The sequence below is a fragment of the Streptomyces graminofaciens genome, from assembly GCF_030294945.1.
GTDB lineage: Bacteria > Actinomycetota > Actinomycetes > Streptomycetales > Streptomycetaceae > Streptomyces > Streptomyces graminofaciens.
Map to the genome: position 1 here is coordinate 754,765 of NZ_AP018448.1, position 16,594 is coordinate 771,358.

The following is a 16,594-nucleotide window of genomic DNA, read 5'->3' on the forward strand; positions in this document are numbered from 1 at the left end:
GTTGTGTCCGCAGGATATTTTCTGGGATGGCCGTCGATGCTCGCCCTCGGAACGAATCCTGCATCGCCATGGACAGATGTCATGGCGGCAATCACGGAGGCGACAGTTCTCTACTGGTTCGGGGTGGTCACCAACATGCCGTCTGTGACTTCGAAGGCTCCAGAGGCTTCCGATCATGCCTACTCCCCGTCAGCAGCCCGATGAGTTGCGCGAGCATGCGACGACGCCGGCGGCTGAAGCCCAGGAGCGCCGCGGGATTGTGCCGGTACGCTCCGCCATCACCGGGCTGTCGGCGAGGTGCGGCCCCTGCTCGCTGAGCGGGGGTGCGCAATCAGCCCCGACGTGCGGCTGCGAAGCCTGGCCGAGGTCGTGGACCATCTCGGCGCGACCGGGAAGACCGGCAATATCGACGGCACCAAAATCCGGGTCCGCCGTCCGGCCCTCGGACGCAGAGACCGGGACAAGTTCATCTCCGGCAAGAGCAAGCAGAACGCCGTCAAGACCATGGTGGTCACAGACGAGGACGGCAGGGTGCTGTTCTGCAGCCCGACCAAGCCCGGCAGCTGCGCGGACATCACCCACGCCCGTCAGTTGGGGCTGGTCAAACCGTTACTCAGCCGGTGGACGCGAAGTACTTGCACGCGATCGTAATGGTGCAGTAGCGCCGGAACTCGTTCTGAACTGTCAGACAGGCAGAGTGGGTTCCGAACGGCCCCTGCCATTTCAGGCTCTGGACGCCGACGCTCCCCCTGTAGTCAATCTGCTGCACCGTCTGTTCGCTGGCGTGCGCGGTCGCAGCGGCGCCGGTAATAGCGCTTGCGGCAAGCACCAACGCCGCCGCCGCTGTCGTCTGCATGATTTTCCTGAACATCGGTTTCCCCTGAACGAGTCACCAGAAGTGCGATACCGGTTCGCCGCAGACCCGGGTTCCGGTTTCGGGTTTCGGGTTTCGCTTGTGCTCGACTCGGTGGTAGGGGCGACTCCTTTCGGTCTGGGTCGAAACAAGACATAGCCCGGCGTGCCACCGCAGCAGGCGACGGTCGGACTTCCCCTTCGGGCGGCGGACCGGGACGCGTGTATCCGATGCCGGCGCCGATGTATCCCTTGTCGGCCAGGGTGGGCAGGCCGTCTGCGGCTGCCTTGCAACAACGCGGGCAGGACGTGCAGCCGGGCGGCGGTGATGTCCGGGGTGGAGCCCGCCTCGACATCGGAGACCCACAGCGGGGTGCCGTCCGGGGCGGACAGGAACTGGACGTTGCCGCCGAAGCTCTTGTGTTTCCGGCTGAACCACAGGTCGTTGCCGTTGTCCCGGGTGCCGGCCAGGCGGTCGCTCTCGATGAGCATGCCGTCGAGGATCACGTGACTCTCTCCTCCTCGCGGCAGCGGTCCAACACCTCGTGCAGATCGGGTGCTTGGGCCGCGAGGATGTCGATGCCCTCGTGCAGGTAGCGATAATGGTGGCCTGGGAGATGCCAGCGTCCTTGGTCAGGCAGTGCACGCAGCCCCGCTCACGGAACCAGCGCCGCACGAGGACCGCCTGCCGGAACGTGCCCAGTGCCCGCGAGCCCCGCGGGGTGCCCAGACGACGGCGACGCGCGGCAAGCAGCCGGGAGAGGTGCACCACGATGTGGCGCGGGACATCGAGCGTGGCAGCATAGGTGACCAACGTGAAGCCTCTGGTTCAGCGGACGATCTTGTGGTGAGAACCGCCCTACCAGGGGTTTCACGTCTCTCGACGATCGGGGCCCACCTGCCCCACCCGTCCCGAATCGAGCGGTTCACATAGCTTCGCGAAGATCATTTCTCAGTGACGAGGTCTGGGATTTCCCTGACTTCACGCCCACGCTGGCTCCAAGATGTACGCAACCGTCTCCAGAAGATGCGCGCTACCGTCTCCAGCATTTGACACCCGCCACCGGGGATGGCCGCGGCGCCGGCAACGGTTCCCGGATGGCCGGCCCAATATCCTGCGCGAAGTATGGACTGGAGGTTCCGGTCGGCGGCGGAGGCCCAACACCAATGATCACCGGAGTAACCAGGGAGCCCGCAGCATGACCGGCACCACGGAGGCCCTTGGCGGGTCGGCTGCAGTCGGCAATGCAGCACGAAGTGTCACGCGCCCGTTCTACGTATACGCCGTGCTCACCAACTCGCTGTTCCAGCGCGGCGTATTCGTCATCTTCCTTTATCAGCGCGGCTTCTCCGCCGCGCAAGTGGCCCTGCTGCAGACACTGCTCTACCTGGTCAGCGGACTTGCTGAGTTGCCGACGGGAGTCATCGCCGACCGAATCGGCAGGCGTGCCAGCATCGTGACCGGCCAGATGCTGATAGCTGGATGTCTGCTCGGTCAGGTGGCGTTCTCCAACTACTGGGTGTTCCTGGCGCTGTTCATCGGGCAGGGTGTGGGCATGGCATGTGTGTCCGGTTCGGACACCGCCCTGCTGTACGACCTGCTCGTGCGTCGTGGTGCAACGGCCAGCTACATCAAGATCAAGTCCCGGTTCACCATGCTCGGGACGGTCACCTCGGGAGCCGCCATCGTCCTCGGCGGCCAACTGCAGCAGATTTCCTGGGGAGTCGTCTACGTCGGTTCGGCGGCGTGCCTCGTCCTGGCCGTGGTGGTGCTGATATCAAGGGTGCCCGAGATCCGCGGCGCGGACGCGGTGGACGAGCAGGAGGGAGCCGAGGAGGAGCACGGCGACGTCACAGCATGGCGGGCGATGCTTCGGGTCGCCACACCGGCGCTCGTGACGCTTGTCGTGGTGTCCGGATTGATGCATGCGACTTTGACGCCGTACATCATTTTTACTCAGAAGACCCTCTCCGATCAGGGAGCGGGCACCGCATTGGTCAGCGTGGTCATAGCGGCGGGATTCATCGCCGGCGGGCTCACTCCGCTGCTGTCGGACCGCGCGGACCGGCGCATCGGGTATCGGATCATAGTCCCGGTGTCTCTCCTGACGCTCGCCGCGGCACTCGGCCTGAGCGGCCTCGGCCTTGCCTGGGTCACCATCGCCGCGTTCCTGGCCCTGGCCGGGATTCCCGAGATCACCGCCGTGATCGTGGACAACGTGTTCAACGAGGCCGTGCCGTCGCGCCACCGGGCGAGCCTGCTGTCGATGATCGCATTCGTGGAGTCGGCGCTCATCGGCATCGGCTATCTCGTCCTCGGCGCGCTCATGGACGGGATGGGCTCCAGTGTGGGCATGGCAACCTACGCCGCAGTCCCCCTGCTGGCATGTCTCCTGTGGCTCCCGGTGCTCTTCCGAGGGGCACGGGTGGCCACCGAGACCGAGAAGCCCGCCGGCCAAAAGGCATCCTGAAACAGACCATCTCGCGCAACGTCCTGCCCGATGGCAGGGGCGCTGCTCGTTGACATGTCGCTCCCAGTCAGCGACGGAGCTGTCATCGCGACGATCAGCGCCAAACGGGATGGGAAGAATCGCGCCACTGAGAAAACCTCACTGATACAGATGCGCGAAACAGAGGCCTGGTTGCACGGGAGTTGTGGCTCGGGTGTGAGTAGTCGAGGTGCAGGAAATCCCGGTGCGAACGATCATGCTCGGCTGGCGCACCGGCCGGAGGCTCTGCTGGAGTTCGCGGAAAGATCGCTGGACGGGCGCCGGTGCTGGCTACGGTCCGCTTCGTGCCGGTGGTGGGCAGCGTCGCCGACGCATCCCGTGCTCCTCGGTGCCCGTCCCCGCGGAGGCGGGGATCAGGCGATCAGGCGATCAGGCGATCAGGTCGAGGGTGGACTCGACGGAGTTGAGCTGGGCCACCATGCGGCGGCCCCACTTGTCCTCGGGGGCGAGTGGCGCGTGCGGGGTGACCGTGCCCGTGATCAGCCTGCGGATCTCGGTCGGCTTTCGTGGATCACTCCCACCTCGTACGCCTGCAGGACGTCGCCGTCGGCGGTGAACTGGTAGCCGTCGGCGCGTGTGCAAAAGAGGGGCCGCCAGCCCTTCTTGGCGATGACGTCGCGCAGCATCGCCAGCCCTGAGCGGACTTGACTGCAGGTCAGCTCGGTGGCCAGCATCAGCTGCGGCATGTGCAGGTCGGCAGGGCTGGCCGACATCAGCACCCGCCAGAGGGCCTCGGCGTACTCGCGGGCGGTATCGCCAAAACTCCCTGCACCGCTACCTACAGGGGTAGCCGCACCGGATGTGTTGAGGTGGTCAGGTGGTCAAGGCCGGACGGCGCCTCCACCGGAGAATGGCGAGCCCTGACGGCCCGCGCTGGTGGTTGCCGCGGTGCGCGGCCTCGGGGTCAGTGCCGCGCGCAGCGCCGGGGTGAGGATGCGGCGGGTCTCGGACGGGGTGAGGGCGGCTAGGGTCGGGAGCGGGTTGAGGTAGCGGGTGTAGATGAGGCCGCCGAGGATCGTCACCACGGCCGTGGCGCGGGCGGTTGCGTCCCGGCCGCCGAGAAATTCAACAAGCCGGGCCATCAGCTCGCGTTCCAGGTATTCGCGGATCACCTCGGCAGCCTCCTCGCTCTGGGTGGTGAGCTGTAGGAAGTCGGCGTCCTCCCACAGGTCCGTCACCGCGTCGATCAGGCGGTCGGGGAGGGTGGCCGGGTCACCGCCGAGGACTTCGTCCACCGCCAGCGCATTGGCGCACTGGAACTGCATCACGTCCGCGAACAGGCCCTTCTTCGAGCCGAAGTGGTACGCGATCAGCGCCGGGTCGACCCCTGCGGCTCCGGCCACCGCGCGCAGAGTGGTGCCCCGATAGCCGCGCTCCAGGAACAGCGCCCGGGCCGCTGAGACGATCGACCCGCGGGTCGGCGGGTTGCCGCGGGGGCGGCCTCGGGTGCGGGCGGGGGCAGGGGCGGCGTTATTCATCAGCGTTGAGCCTGCTTTTCGTGATCGGCACAGTCAAGGGCGTTCCGGCAACCACACGAAGGGATGACCCGACGCCATGCGTATCGCAGTCTTCGGTGCCAATGGACCCACCGGCCGCCACCTCACCGACCAAGCCCTCGCTGCCGACCACGAGGTCGTCGCCGTGACCCGCCGCCCCAGCTCCCTCCCCACGCGGCCCGGCCTCGCTGTGGCCGTCGCCGACGCCACCGACCCGGCGGATGTCGACGCCGCGATCGAGGGGACGGACGCCGTCCTCTCCGCATTGGGCGCGCGCTTCAGCAAGGAGACCATCACCACGTACTCGGCGAGCGCCACGGCCATCACCGGGGCCATGGCCCGCCACGGCATCAAGCGGTTGCTCGCCGTAAGCTCCAGCATCGCCGACCCGAACTGGCGTCCCACGGGCGCGCACTTCTTCAATCATGTGCTCGACCCGCTGGTGAACCGACGCCTCGGCCGCACCCTCCACGAGGACATGCGCCGCATGGAGGCCGTGATCCGTCAGACGGACCTCGACTGGACCTTCGTCCGGCCCTCAGGCCTCTTCGAGCACCCCGTCGTCACGGACTACCACACCGCCGAGACCAGCGCCGACGGCGTCTTCACCGCCCGTGCCGACCTCGCCGCGAGCATGCTGCGCGAGCTGGAGGAGCGGCGGTACGTCCGTACGGCCATGGGTGTCATCACCACGGCCGTGAAGCCGAACATCGCCAAGCTGATCTGGAACGAGGGCGTGAAGAAGAAGTGAGCGAATGTCGAACTCTTGGCCGCCACACGGGCGTTCCTCACTCGCGCCCACTCGGCCACCCTCACCACCCTCCGCCCCGACGGCACCCCACACGTCACCCCTGTCCGCTTCACCTTCGACGCGGCCACCGGCCTGGTCGGGTGACCACCTGGGCGGGAGCGCGCAAGGCCAGGAACGTGGTGGCGGGCGGCCCGACGGCCCGTGTCGCGCTCTGCCAGGCGGACGGCTTCCGTTGGGTCACCCTCGAAGGCCGGGCAGCCGCGACCGACGACCCCGGGCGCTCGGCCGAGGCGGCCCGCCGCTACACCGTCCGCTACCGCGCGGCGCCGCCCGCCCCGCTGGACGTTACGCCGCCTGGCCGGCCTCCAGCCCGAAGTCCCCAAGCTGCTCGCCGCGTTCGAGCCGGGCCCGGGCGCCATGACCGACCAAAAGGCCGTGGACTGGTGCGAGGAGAACATCGCCGGCCTGGAGGTATCCCGCCACGGCCGCGCCGGCCACCACTCCCCGGAGGATCGCCCCGAGGAGCTGGCCGCAGCGATCAACGCCTGGGCCGACCGCCACGGGCTGGCGCGCCAGTAGGTGTCCTCGATCACGATGGTGCCGATCGTCCCGCGGCCGGCTCGGCCGCCACTGACGGATGTACGCGCCGCGATCGCCTTCACCATCAAACGCCTCAGCGAACGGGACCTTTCGGACGCCGCCTCCCGGGCAGCTCTTGGAAGCCCAAAAACCGCCCCATGTGGTCCAGCCCCAGATAGTTCGGCACGCTGAAGATCGCGGTGTGGATGCCCAAAGAGCGCACGAAGCGCTCCTCGGGGCCGAAGACCAGCGCTCTGGCCCGCGAGTGCAGCCTGTCTGCGCCGACCAGCAGGTCGAACCGGCGCGGCGGCCCGCTCCTCAGTCGGCCCTGCTCGTGCCGCACGGCATGCGGCACATCGACTGGCGCCTGGCCGCCCTGGACGGCCTAGGGCTGGACGCCAACACCTGTACGCACGCGGCCGTCACCCTCTTCGGACATGGCCGAGGCCAGGCGGTCGACGCGGAACCCCAAGCACGAGCCGGCCAGGCCAAGCCAGGCCAGGCCAGGCCAGCCGCATCACCGCAGAGCAGTGGATGGACACCCAGCACGACCGCATGACCACCCTGCCGGCCCAGGGCCGCCTCCCCCATTTCGCTTCCGTCACCCCTGAAGCCGACCTCTCGTCCACATCGCTGTACCGGTTCGGCCTAACAGTCCTGCTCGAAAGCCTCGCAGCACGAATCAACGCGGTGACACCAATGACACCGTGGTCTGAGACACCCTCAGGTGCTGCGCCGAATGGGGCAACAACGCCATGTCTGTCAAGAGGCCCCTCATGCTGCAGCCCCGGGGTTCAGAACACCTACTTGGTTCAGAGAAGAGCAGCAGGCCGTCCAGCGGGCCGCTGACCGGTTCGGCGTTACTGAATTCGGCTCGTCAGGGTGAATCATCGCGAAGTCCCTGAAGGTCTTCGGGTGGTGGCTGTATTCCGTGGTGTGTGAGGTATGCGGATGGGGGTGATGGGGATCTCTGAAATCCGGTCAGTCCGGTGCTGGAGCGGCGGTGCCGCTCGGACAGGCCCGGCACCTGCTCGACGAACGTCTTGCGGGAACAGTTCTTCCGATCACAGAAGTACCGACGGACCCGCAGCCGGACTATGACTCGGCGTGGCCCCAACGGCCTTTCATCCAGGGATCGTTGATACGTGCTATGCATGCGCCTCGCCTGTTTCCTGCAGTCTGGGCACCGGCCCGGGCGAGCGGTGGACACGGCCTCCACCACGAGGACATCGGAGGAGTCGGTGACGCGCTCCACTCGCACATCGATCCCGGGAAACAGCACAGCCTCGACCGTCTTGCTTGCCATGCCGGGACATACTCTGCCGAAACGATCCCTCGCTCACCTCCCTGACCTGGGGATTCACGGAACTGCGGACAGAGCCCTGAAATCGGCCAGTGCCGCTCGTCGCCCCACTCGATCCAGCGCTCAACGGAGTGGGGTTTCAGCGAGCGGTGCGCGCGTCGGCCGGAGCCACCCACTCATGGAACATGCGGGCCGTGCTGGCCGGTCAAGGGCGCCTCGGCGACCCTGCACCCTGGCCTTCGGCCACGTTGGACAGTCCGTCCCGCTCCTGGACCCGGCTGGCTGTCGGGCGGCCCCTTCCTTATGGCGTCCGTCCAGGGCCACCGCCGAATTTGTTGACCTGGGGTATTGGCAGTGGGGTGGCTGCTCTTCTACCGCCGTGAAGCCGATGGCTTCCCGGGATGAGAGGGTGCCGTCAGCCGTTGGTGTCCAAGCCCTCGCCGCTGCGTTCCTGCCAATGGGCAAGGGCATTGCGGGTCTTGAGGGTGTGGGGGTGGTCGGGGCCCAGTACCCGCAGCCGATCATCCAGCAGCTCGGCAAACGCCGTCACAGCTCCCGCCACATCGCCCGCTTCCCCTTGCGAGCGAGCCAGGTTGTGGCGGGCGGCGAGGGTGTGGGGGTGGTCGGGGCCCAGCACCCGCACATAGTCATCCAGCAGCTCGGCAAACGCCGTCACAGCTCCCGCCACGTCCCCCGCGTGGCCTCGCCAAAAAGCCAGGTTGTGGCGGGCGGCGAGGGTGTGGGGGTGGTCGGGGCCCAGCACCCGCACATAGTCATCCAGCAGCTCGGCAAACGCCGTCACAGCTCCCGCCACGTCCCCCGCGTGGCCTCGCCAAAAAGCCAGGTTGTGGCGGGTGAGGAGGGCGTCGGGGTGGTCGGGGCCCAGTACCCGCAGCCGATCATCCAGCAGCTCGGCAAACGCCGTCACAGCTCCCCCCGCATCCCCCGCCTCCCCCCGCCAAAAAGCCACGTCGTGGCGGGCGGCGAGGGTGTGGGGGGAGTCGGGGCCCAGCACCCGCACATAGTCATCCAGCAGCTCGACAAACGCCGTCACAGCTCCCGCCACATCCCCCGCTTCCCCTTGCGAGCGGGCCAGGTTGTGGCGGGCGGCGAGGGTGTCGGGATGGTCGGGGCCGAGGTGGTGGCGAGTAGTGCCGGCCAAGTACTGGTAGTACGTGACGGCGGCGGTGACCTGACCGAATTCGCCGAAGCTGCGGCCGGTGCGGTTCAGGATGTCGTGGGCGCGGGGCTGGTGGAGGGCGGCTTCGGCGTGGGTGGCGAGGACGGTGGCGCCTGCGCGCAGGGTTTGGGCCAGGACGGTGTCGCGTTCGACGTCGGGCCAGGCCGCCATCAAGGCGTCAGCGGCGGTGCGTGCTGCATTGTGGTACTGCTCCGTGGTGAGGGTGTCGCGGACGGCGCGCTGGATCAAAGCGTGGATACGAACCTCACGGTGGGACACATCTGGGGTGTGGTCGATCAGGCTCAAACGGTGCAGCACCCGCAGTCCTGCGGTGACCTCCCCCTCCGTGACCTCCCTCGTGGTGGCGTCGCCGGAGGCGGGGTCGTGCAGGGGAAGGCCAGCGGAGCTGGCTCGCTCTTGGGTCAGGTAGGTCAGGGCGGGCGAGGTGGCCAGGACAGCGGCGGGGATGCCGTTCGGATCGAGGAACGCGGCCAGATGGAGAAGCAGCGGAGCCAGCCCGGCCGGGCGCATCCGGCCAGCGCGCCCGATCGACAAGTCCCAGGCGGCGGCCATTTCTTGCGTGTGGCCGGGCGGCAGCGGCTGCGGGCTGGCCTCGGCAAGCGAACCCGTCCGGTCGGCCAGCAACACCCGGTAGTCTGAGACGCCCATATCGGCATCCGCCATAAATGCGGCCGCTTGAGACAGGGCTAGCGGGAGACGCCCCAGATCCTCCGCCAACGCGGCCAACTGCTCTGCGGGTTCACTGCGGCCGTGGATAGCCAGCACAGCACCCAAGTAGGACACGGCTTCAGCCTCGGTGAACACACCGACGTCGATGCGGGTCCGGCCGTCGTGGGCGAAGGCCGCGTCGCGGCGCCGGGTCGTGATCAGGGTCCGCCCGTGCGGGCTGGCGGGGGGCCAGAGTCCTTCGAGGTCGGCGGGGTCGGAGACGTCGTCCAGCACGACCAGCCACCGGTACACCTCCTGTCCGGCTTTGGGCTCCAGCCACGCCGTGAACGCCTCAGCCGCCGCCTCCAGGTCGCCCGGCTGCGCGCCCGCTATCTCGATGCCGGCCCGGCCCAGACCCACCACCAGGGACGTACGGTCGGCCGCGGTCACCCACACCAGCAGGTCCACCTCACCACCGGTCAGCGCCGAACGGGCATGGTCGGCGGCGAGCTGCGTCTTGCCGACCCCGCCCATCCCCGACAGCACCTGCCCACGGTCCGGCCCCTGGACACCTTGAGCCGCTGCGACCTGGCCGAGCACGGCCGTGCCACCGCCGGCCACCGGCCGGCGCAAGCGCGCTCGTTCCGCCCGGTCCTGGAACGCCCCCGCCGGCGGCGGGATCACCCCCACCTGGCGAGGCCGGACCACCTCCTCCAGGCCGGCAGAACGAGCCGGGCCGTCGGGAGCCTTTCCGGGGGGCTGGTCCGCTGCGCTGCGGGCCGAGGCGGTTTCGTGCAGGTGGCGGCGCAGGGTGGTGAAGGTGCGGTGCTCGGGTGTGACGGCTTCGAGGATGCTGAAGTGGTCACCCGGCAGAGCCGCGGCGTCGCTGAAAACGGACCGGGCGGATTCCACCGACACGATGCCGTCGCTTTCCCCGGCGTAGACGAAGAACGGGACGGGGCAAGTCCGGTCGGTGATCGCGGTTGCGCGCAGCACCTGGTTCACGATGACCCGCCGGGTCTCGGCGACCTCCTTGTTCAGCGGCCGCAGCTCTCGCTCTTGCGGATTCCTGCCGCGGCGTCCGAAGACGGCGTGGCGCAGCGAGCGCAGCAGCTCCGAACCGTCGTTGGGGCAGGCCAGCATCACCACCCGCCGGATTCGGGCCAGCTCCGAACCGTGTCCATCGGTGAGCATCCGCGCCAGATACCGCTGCACGACCAGCCCACCCATGCTGTGGGTGATGATCACCAGATCATCGAACGGGCCGCCCTCGGTCCGCAGATACTCCTTGAGGCTGTCGGCGATCGTGCTGATCTCCGGGAACACCCGGATCCCCAGCGGACCCCACTTCGCGACCCCTGTCGCATAGTGAAACGACAGCAACCGCACGGCGCCTAGCGACTGGTCCTGCTCGATGCGCTCCTGCACGTGCCCCCAGGTCTCCGGACCGGAATTGAACCCGTGGACCAGCACCACACCTAACTGTCCGTCCCCCACCAGCGCGCTCCCCTTCTGCACCTCCACGCACTGCACACGTTATCCGCCGCCCCCCGACGACTGCTGCGGAACCGCACAGATGCCCAGGAAGCCGCAAGCCAGCCCAGAGAACACCACATCATTCCGTCACCCGCGAACCACCATTTCGTCGATCCCTCTCCACGGGTCAGGTGCCAGATGGGTGGGGAGATCCACTGAGCAGGTGTGGGGTCGCCCCGGAGCCGGGGGTGGCCGCTTTCAAAGAGTGCCATCAGGGGTGGGCTGACCGCTGCGGGACGTCGGCGCCGGGAGTCGGTACGGCTGCAGGCGCCGACGTCCCGCAGCGGTCAGCCCACCCCCATCCGCATACCTCACACACCACGGAATACAGCCACCACCCGAAGACCTTCAGGGACTTCGCGATGATTCACCCTGACGAGCCGAAGTCAGTAACCCCGCCACCCCGCCCACACGTGGAAGGGCCCGGCCCGCCAGGTGGGAGTAAGGGCCGGGCCCGATGGAAGGTATGGAAGCGGGCAGTCAGGGGGTGTGCTCGGCATCGGCCGCATCGGGGTGGGCGCGGCATTCGGCTGCCGGACACACGGACTGCCCGGTTGCCGGGATGGTTCCGGCGTCGCAGTTCTCGCACACCATCCAGCCGCAGCCCACGCAGTCGCCGTAAGCAACGGCGGCATCCTCCAGGTCCGCGCGGCACTCGACGCACACCAGAGGGGGCATCGGGTCGATTCGTGTACCTCCCAGGACGGCAAGGCGTCGCACCTGCCGGTAGGTGAGCGGTCCGGAGTCGGCTAGGGGACGCAAGAGCGGCAGGTCGGCCTCGTTCAACCCGCGCACCGTGCAGCCGGCTTTCTCGATCCTGAGGGCACGGTCGTAGTCGTACGGCTCGATACGCCGGGCGACCTTTCTCTGTCCGGTGTCGGTGATGATCGCGAGGAAACGGGGGTCAGGCATGCCGGGGCTCCGATGGTCGAGGAAGAAGAGGTGGGGTCAGCCGGGCCGCGCGGTGCGGCAGGGGGTCTGTGCGGGGCGTGGCCCGGCCGATGCCGGTCGCTCACAGCACACGAGAGGGGGTTCGTGCGGGGCGCTCACCGGTCGGGGCTGACTGTCATGGGCAGCACGGCAAGCAGCACAACCCCCGCTCCCCCGGCTCAGGCAGCGGTACGGCCCGGCCAGCGGGCAGCTCGGTGCCGGAAAGCGGGGGCCCGTCCCCGCGCGGGTGACGGGGACGGGCCCGGGACCGGGTGTGCACAACAGCCCCACGGGGACAGACACATCAGGTCAACCGGTGCAGTCGTATCTCCCACACAGGATGCTCGGCAGGGACGGGGCACGAGGCGTTAGCGGCACGGAAGTCGGGGACGACTTCGTGGCGGAGACCCAGCGCTCGGCGAGGGTGCAGCGTGCCCGGGACCTGATGGGGATCAGGTATCCGTTCCCCCATACGTTGGCCGGGGCGTAGGCGCTGTCCGGGTGCTGTGTGAGCATCTCGGTGCCGGAATAGGTCACCACATGCCACCACGTCGAGGTCGTGAGGCGGTCACTGCGCACATGGGAAGAAAAGAGAGTCGTCTGCCGCATGGCCAGCCTTTCGTCGCGGGGCCGGAGGGGGTGCAGGACCCTCGGTGAAGGAGGGGCGGCTGGCCCGATTAGCCAGGCCAAGGGTTAGGGACTGGTGTGTGAGCCCCTGGCACCGTCTCTGACGGCTACCAGGGGCTCACGGCGGGCGGCGGTGGGTAGTGGGTGGTGGCGGCCCTCCGGGCCGTTCCACTTCTGCCCGCCTGGCAGGCAGGTGCTTGTTCGACGGGGCGGGTTGGGGGTGTCGCTGGGGTTCACGGGGGTCCCTCCGGTGGCGGGGACACGCGGCATCCGGCCGCGTGGCCTGGGCAGGTCACGGACGGGCTTGCCCCAGAAATCAGCGAGCTGTGCACACAACCGCTCCGCCCGGTCGGCGAAGTCCACGGCCGCACGGCGGGCCATAGTCGGGGTGGAGGCGGGTACCCAAACGGGACGGGACAGGCCCCCGGGGCTGGGACATGGCGGGGCTCCTTTAAGGGGACGGTCAGCCCGAACGCGGGGCCAACCGAGGGCGGTTGACGACCGGAAACCTGGAGCGGGATGGACCAAGACACGCAACCCCGCAGCCCCAACCCCGGTCCGGACTGCGGCCGGGCGGCGGCTGGGACCCGCCGATGGCCGCCCCGGACGATCGGGGCAGACCTCCGGCGGCCGGGGTAGGACGCAGCAGCTAGCCCCCGCCCCCGCGCGGATGCGGGTAGCGGGGGCAGCAGGGGTCTCAGGAGGTGGACTCCGTGCCCGGCAGACTCGACCAGATCCCGTCGGGTAGCGGGTGGTGCAGGCGCCATGTGATCGCCATCGGCTTGCTGCCGGTGTGCCGCTCGTAGGTCGCCGGGCCGAGCAGGATCCACGGCATCGCCTTGCCGCTGGCGGTCTCCTTGCCGTCCCGCATGAACAGCAGCACGTGGCTGCCCTGCTGGGCGTGCTTCTGGTAGCGCTGCCCGGTCGGCGAGTTGGGAGCGGTGGAGTTCTGTGACTCCCAGTGGAAGCGCGTCCGGCTGAGCGCGTAGTCCTTGTAGCGCACCGTCGGGGAGAAGTCCCGCTCACTCTTATTCAGGGTGATCAGCAGGGCGTCCGTGTTGTTCGCCGCATCCCACAGCACTCCCTGGGCGAAGAAGCCGGGCATCTGTCCGCCGAGACGGGCCACGCCCATCGCCGCGAGGATCTCCGAGCGGTTGTAGGCATGGTGGATGTTCAGGGGGATGTGGGCGTGCGCTCCTGTCAGCGGCTGGGGCGCGCGCGCCCGGCCGCTGTGCATCAGGTGCGTGAGGAGCTGCCCCAGCTCACTGCGGACCGCATGCTGGCTGCGCAGCGAAGCGAGCCCGGTCGAGTAGGAGGAGAAGCCGCCTGCCTTGTCCCACAGGTTGAAGAACAGCATCCGTGCGATCGTCTGGTCGAACTCGGTGAGGTCCTCGTAAGCCGGGGCGTCGTCGGCGGTGAACTGTCGGTAGAGATTGGCGCGTTCATCGTCGTCGATGTGCAGGAAGCTGTGCATGCGCTTGAGCAGGTTGCCTTCTCCCGGTGACGGTGTGATGGAGGTGGGCAGCAGATCTGCGCGCCGCAGGATCGTCGTCCACGTGCTGGCGCCCCGGTACATGTCCGCGATGTCGCGACCCGTGCGTTGCAGGAAGGCTGTCAACGGCCATTTCGTTCTCCCCGTAGGCGGCCAGGAGTTCGCCCCGCTGGCGGCCATCGAGATGTCCCCGGTGGCGGCCAGATAATTCCCCGCCCTGGGGTCGGTCGGGTTAGCTGAAGGGCTTCACTCCCTGTCCGCTGGTGGCCTGGGTGAGCCGGTAGCTGTCACCCTGGGTGACGGTGATGTGAGCGTGGTGCATGAGCCGGTCGACTGTCGCTGTGGCCAGGGTCTTGGGCATGATCTCGTCGAATCCGGAGGGGTGGAGGTTGCTGCTGACGGCGATCGAGCGTCGTTCGTAGGCGGCGTCGACCAGTCGGTAGAAGCCCTCGGCGGCGTCTGGTGAGACCGGCAGCAGTCCGATGTCGTCGACGATGATCAGATCCGAGCGGATGATCTTCGTGAGGGCTCGGGCGATGGAGTCGTCCGCGCGGTGTCGGCGGACCAGGGCTCCGAGGTCCTCGATGGTGAACCAGGAGACGGTCAGCCCGGCCTCGATGGCGGTCTGGCCGAGGGCCTCGGTGAAGTGGCTTTTCCCCGTGCCGGAGGGTCCGCAGATGCAGAAGTTCTCCCGACGCCCGATCCATTCCAGGGACTTGAGGGCGTCCTGGGTGGGGCGGGGGATGGCGGACTTGGTCTCGTCCCAGTCGCCGAAGGTCTTGCCGGTGGGGAAACCGGCTCGCTTGCGGCGGGTGTGGAGGTTGGCTCGGTCGCGGCCGGCGGCTTCCTCGGCCAGCAGGACGCGGACGACCTCGGCCGGGTCCCAGCGTTGTGCCTTGGCGGTGGGGATCAGGTCGGCCAACACGCGCCGCAGGTGGGGGAGTTTGAGCCGCCGGGTCAGCTCGATGGCCTCGGCGAGCGGGTCGCCGTTGGTGCCGGGAACGGTGCGAAGTGGGGTGGCCATCAGGTGAGATCGCTTTCGTCGTGCTCGGAGACGTCGGAGGCGGGCTGGGTGGGCAGGCCGAAGGAGGACCAGGCGGAGGTGCCGGGCTGCAGGGAGTGTTCTTCGCTGCGGCGGACGGGTTCGGTGTGTTCGCGTGTGGCCTGGTAGTCGACGATGGACAGCAGGTCCTTGTCCGCGAAGCGTGCGGTGACCGCGGCGGTGCCCAGGGCCCGGTCGACTTCGGCCACCGAGTAGAGCTTGGAAAGGGCGACGGCCTCGGCCATCTTCGCCTTGATGCGGCGGACCCCGGACGCCCCTGCTTCGACCAGCCAGGACGCGGCTCCGGGGCCGAGCTGGAGGAAGGCAGCCTCCTCTGCGGAAGTGGCCTTCGGGGTGCGGTCGTTGTCCTTGTTCTCCCGCGGCGGGTAGTGGTCGTCGTCCAGGACCGGGGTGCCCGGCTGCCCGCGGCGGTGACGGGCGGCCTCGAGGGCCGAGCCGTCCTCGCCGACCGCGGTGACGATCAGCTCGTCGCCGTGGAACCGGGCCCAGACCCGGTTGTCGATCAGTTCGTGCGGAACGGAGTAACGGACCCCTTCGACGGAGATTGTGGACTCCCAGTTCACCCGCCGGGTGGTGCCGAACGCGGCGGTGAACGGCCGTCTGGGCAGCGGGTGCAGCCGCTGTCGTTCCTCGGCGAGCCGCTCGACCGGCTTGCGTCGAGTCGCGCGGTGGATGCGGGAGTTGACCTCGTCGCAGAACGCTCGGCAGGCCGCCTCCAGCTCGCCGAATGTCTTGTAGTGCTCGCGCAGATTGACGTCCTTCGGCACCAGGTCGGCCTTCGCGATCCGGACCGTCGCCTCGGAACCGCCCTTCGTCTCCGGGTCCGCGGGCAGACACGTGCGTATGGTCGTGCCGTAGTGCCGGGCGACCTCGACGATCTCCGGGTTGCGGACCGCGATCCCGGCAACGTGATCGGTGGTGACCGTCTTCTCGTTGTCCGTCAGGACGTAGGCCGGCACTCCGCCGATCCGGCGGAACGTCGCGTCCAGACACGAGGTGACCGTCGGCAGCGTCTTGTCCCAGATCGGGATCACGATCCGGAACCGGGACCAGGCCAGCCAGGCGCACCACAGGATGGTCTTGCGGCCCTGGATGGTCGGCCCGTCGCCGAAGTCGTACTGAATCCACAGCCCCGGCTCGGTCACCCACGGGCGATAGACCCGCCGTCGACCGGCTCTGAACTGGGCTTTCGCCTCGGCAACGGTGCGGCGGGTGGTGCGTTCCCCGCCGGTGAAGCCCATCGCGACGATCCTCTTGTGCACCACGTCCGCGCGGATCTTGCCCTGCGAACGGACCACCAGTTCCTCGATCTTCGGCGGATAGTCGTCGATCGCGCGGGCTCGGTGACGGCGCTGGTCGGGATGCTGGCCGGCGGCCCGCATCTTCACATACCGGGCCACCGTGTGGTGGTCGACGCCGGTCAGCTCGGCCGCGGCGCGGTAACTGCCCGTGAGGTCGTACGCCTCAAGGATCTCCATGATCTCCCTGCTGTTCTTCACCCGCCCGAGCCTCGCCGAGCGGGAAGCGTCCAATGCGAGCGGGGAGATATCTGGCCGTACGTGGGGAATCCCGTGGCCATCAGTGGGGCGGTAAATGGCCGCCTATG

General features: G+C 68.4%; 15 protein-coding genes and 2 pseudogenes. 6 read left to right on the forward strand and 11 right to left on the reverse strand.

Features of this window, described 5'->3' with window-relative positions:
- The first annotated feature begins 342 nt into the window (after positions 1 to 342).
- Positions 343 to 651 carry a transposase family protein gene (locus SGFS_RS03175; RefSeq protein ID WP_286247422.1) on the forward strand — a complete coding sequence of 103 codons (309 nt, stop codon included), beginning with the start codon at positions 343 to 345 and terminating at the stop codon, positions 649 to 651.
- Here SGFS_RS03175 and SGFS_RS03180 read toward each other — a convergent pair.
- Together SGFS_RS03180 and SGFS_RS51240 are read right to left on the reverse strand one after the other, a co-directional pair.
- The gene (locus SGFS_RS03180; protein ID WP_286247424.1) at positions 614 to 871 is read right to left on the reverse strand and encodes a hypothetical protein; all 258 of its coding nucleotides are present in this window, start codon (positions 869 to 871) and stop codon (positions 614 to 616) included. The genes SGFS_RS03175 and SGFS_RS03180 overlap by 38 nt on opposite strands.
- A gap of 287 nt (positions 872 to 1,158) precedes the next feature.
- A pseudogene (locus SGFS_RS51240) lies at positions 1,159 to 1,344 on the reverse strand (transposase family protein); the annotation flags it as partial.
- A gap of 707 nt (positions 1,345 to 2,051) precedes the next feature.
- Between SGFS_RS51240 and SGFS_RS03185 the strand changes: the two are divergent.
- On the forward strand, positions 2,052 to 3,323 hold the full coding sequence (locus tag SGFS_RS03185; RefSeq protein ID WP_286247426.1) for an MFS transporter: 1,272 nt from the start codon (positions 2,052 to 2,054) through the stop codon (positions 3,321 to 3,323).
- Positions 3,324 to 3,841: 518 nt separating this feature from the next.
- Here SGFS_RS03185 and SGFS_RS03190 read toward each other — a convergent pair.
- Both SGFS_RS03190 and SGFS_RS03195 read right to left on the reverse strand, forming a co-directional pair.
- Positions 3,842 to 4,075 (reverse strand): hypothetical protein, encoded by a 234-nt coding sequence (locus tag SGFS_RS03190; RefSeq protein WP_434026096.1) that lies wholly within the window; start codon positions 4,073 to 4,075, stop codon positions 3,842 to 3,844.
- Positions 4,076 to 4,183: 108 nt separating this feature from the next.
- On the reverse strand, positions 4,184 to 4,840 hold the full coding sequence (locus SGFS_RS03195; RefSeq protein ID WP_286247427.1) for a TetR/AcrR family transcriptional regulator: 657 nt from the start codon (positions 4,838 to 4,840) through the stop codon (positions 4,184 to 4,186).
- A 76-nt stretch (positions 4,841 to 4,916) separates the two neighbouring features.
- Here SGFS_RS03195 and SGFS_RS03200 point away from each other — a divergent pair, with 76 nt between their 5' ends.
- The 3 genes and pseudogenes from SGFS_RS03200 (at position 4,917) to SGFS_RS03210 (ending at position 6,188) form a co-directional block, all read left to right on the forward strand.
- Positions 4,917 to 5,609 (forward strand): NAD(P)-dependent oxidoreductase, encoded by a 693-nt coding sequence (locus SGFS_RS03200; RefSeq protein WP_286247429.1) that lies wholly within the window; start codon positions 4,917 to 4,919, stop codon positions 5,607 to 5,609.
- Positions 5,610 to 5,624: 15 nt separating this feature from the next.
- A pseudogene (locus SGFS_RS03205) lies at positions 5,625 to 5,959 on the forward strand (pyridoxamine 5'-phosphate oxidase family protein); the annotation flags it as partial.
- A gap of 67 nt (positions 5,960 to 6,026) precedes the next feature.
- The gene (locus SGFS_RS03210; protein ID WP_286260448.1) at positions 6,027 to 6,188 is read left to right on the forward strand and encodes a hypothetical protein; all 162 of its coding nucleotides are present in this window, start codon (positions 6,027 to 6,029) and stop codon (positions 6,186 to 6,188) included.
- A 94-nt stretch (positions 6,189 to 6,282) separates the two neighbouring features.
- On the opposite strand, the gene SGFS_RS51245 is transcribed toward SGFS_RS03210, so the two are convergent.
- Complete coding sequence (locus SGFS_RS51245) at positions 6,283 to 6,531, reverse strand: hypothetical protein (protein WP_350284108.1); 249 nt, start codon at positions 6,529 to 6,531, stop codon at positions 6,283 to 6,285.
- Between SGFS_RS51245 and SGFS_RS51250 the strand changes: the two genes are divergently transcribed.
- A complete protein-coding gene (locus tag SGFS_RS51250; protein WP_350283966.1) occupies positions 6,454 to 6,747 on the forward strand; it encodes a hypothetical protein in 294 nt (97 codons plus the stop codon). The genes SGFS_RS51245 and SGFS_RS51250 overlap by 78 nt on opposite strands.
- 318 nt (positions 6,748 to 7,065) lie before the next feature.
- Here SGFS_RS51250 and SGFS_RS51255 read toward each other — a convergent pair whose 3' ends face one another.
- The 6 genes from SGFS_RS51255 to istA form a co-directional block, all read right to left on the reverse strand.
- Entirely contained in the window at positions 7,066 to 7,494 is a 429-nt protein-coding gene (locus tag SGFS_RS51255; protein ID WP_350283967.1) for a transposase family protein, read from the reverse strand.
- 412 nt (positions 7,495 to 7,906) lie between these two features.
- Complete coding sequence (locus tag SGFS_RS03220; RefSeq protein ID WP_286247430.1) at positions 7,907 to 10,864, reverse strand: alpha/beta hydrolase; 2,958 nt, start codon at positions 10,862 to 10,864, stop codon at positions 7,907 to 7,909.
- A 492-nt stretch (positions 10,865 to 11,356) separates the two neighbouring features.
- On the reverse strand, positions 11,357 to 11,788 hold the full coding sequence (locus tag SGFS_RS03225) for a hypothetical protein (RefSeq protein WP_286247432.1): 432 nt from the start codon (positions 11,786 to 11,788) through the stop codon (positions 11,357 to 11,359).
- A 1,342-nt stretch (positions 11,789 to 13,130) separates the two neighbouring features.
- Positions 13,131 to 14,051: a DUF3427 domain-containing protein gene (locus SGFS_RS03230; RefSeq protein ID WP_286247434.1), complete on the reverse strand. Its 921-nt coding sequence runs from the start codon at positions 14,049 to 14,051 to the stop codon at positions 13,131 to 13,133.
- 106 nt (positions 14,052 to 14,157) lie between these two features.
- Positions 14,158 to 14,949 (reverse strand): IS21-like element helper ATPase IstB, encoded by a 792-nt coding sequence (gene istB, locus SGFS_RS03235; protein ID WP_286247435.1) that lies wholly within the window; start codon positions 14,947 to 14,949, stop codon positions 14,158 to 14,160.
- Positions 14,949 to 16,487 (reverse strand): IS21 family transposase, encoded by a 1,539-nt coding sequence (istA, locus tag SGFS_RS03240; RefSeq protein WP_286247436.1) that lies wholly within the window; start codon positions 16,485 to 16,487, stop codon positions 14,949 to 14,951. Before istA ends, istB begins: the two co-directional genes overlap by 1 nt.
- Positions 16,488 to 16,594 lie beyond the last annotated feature (107 nt).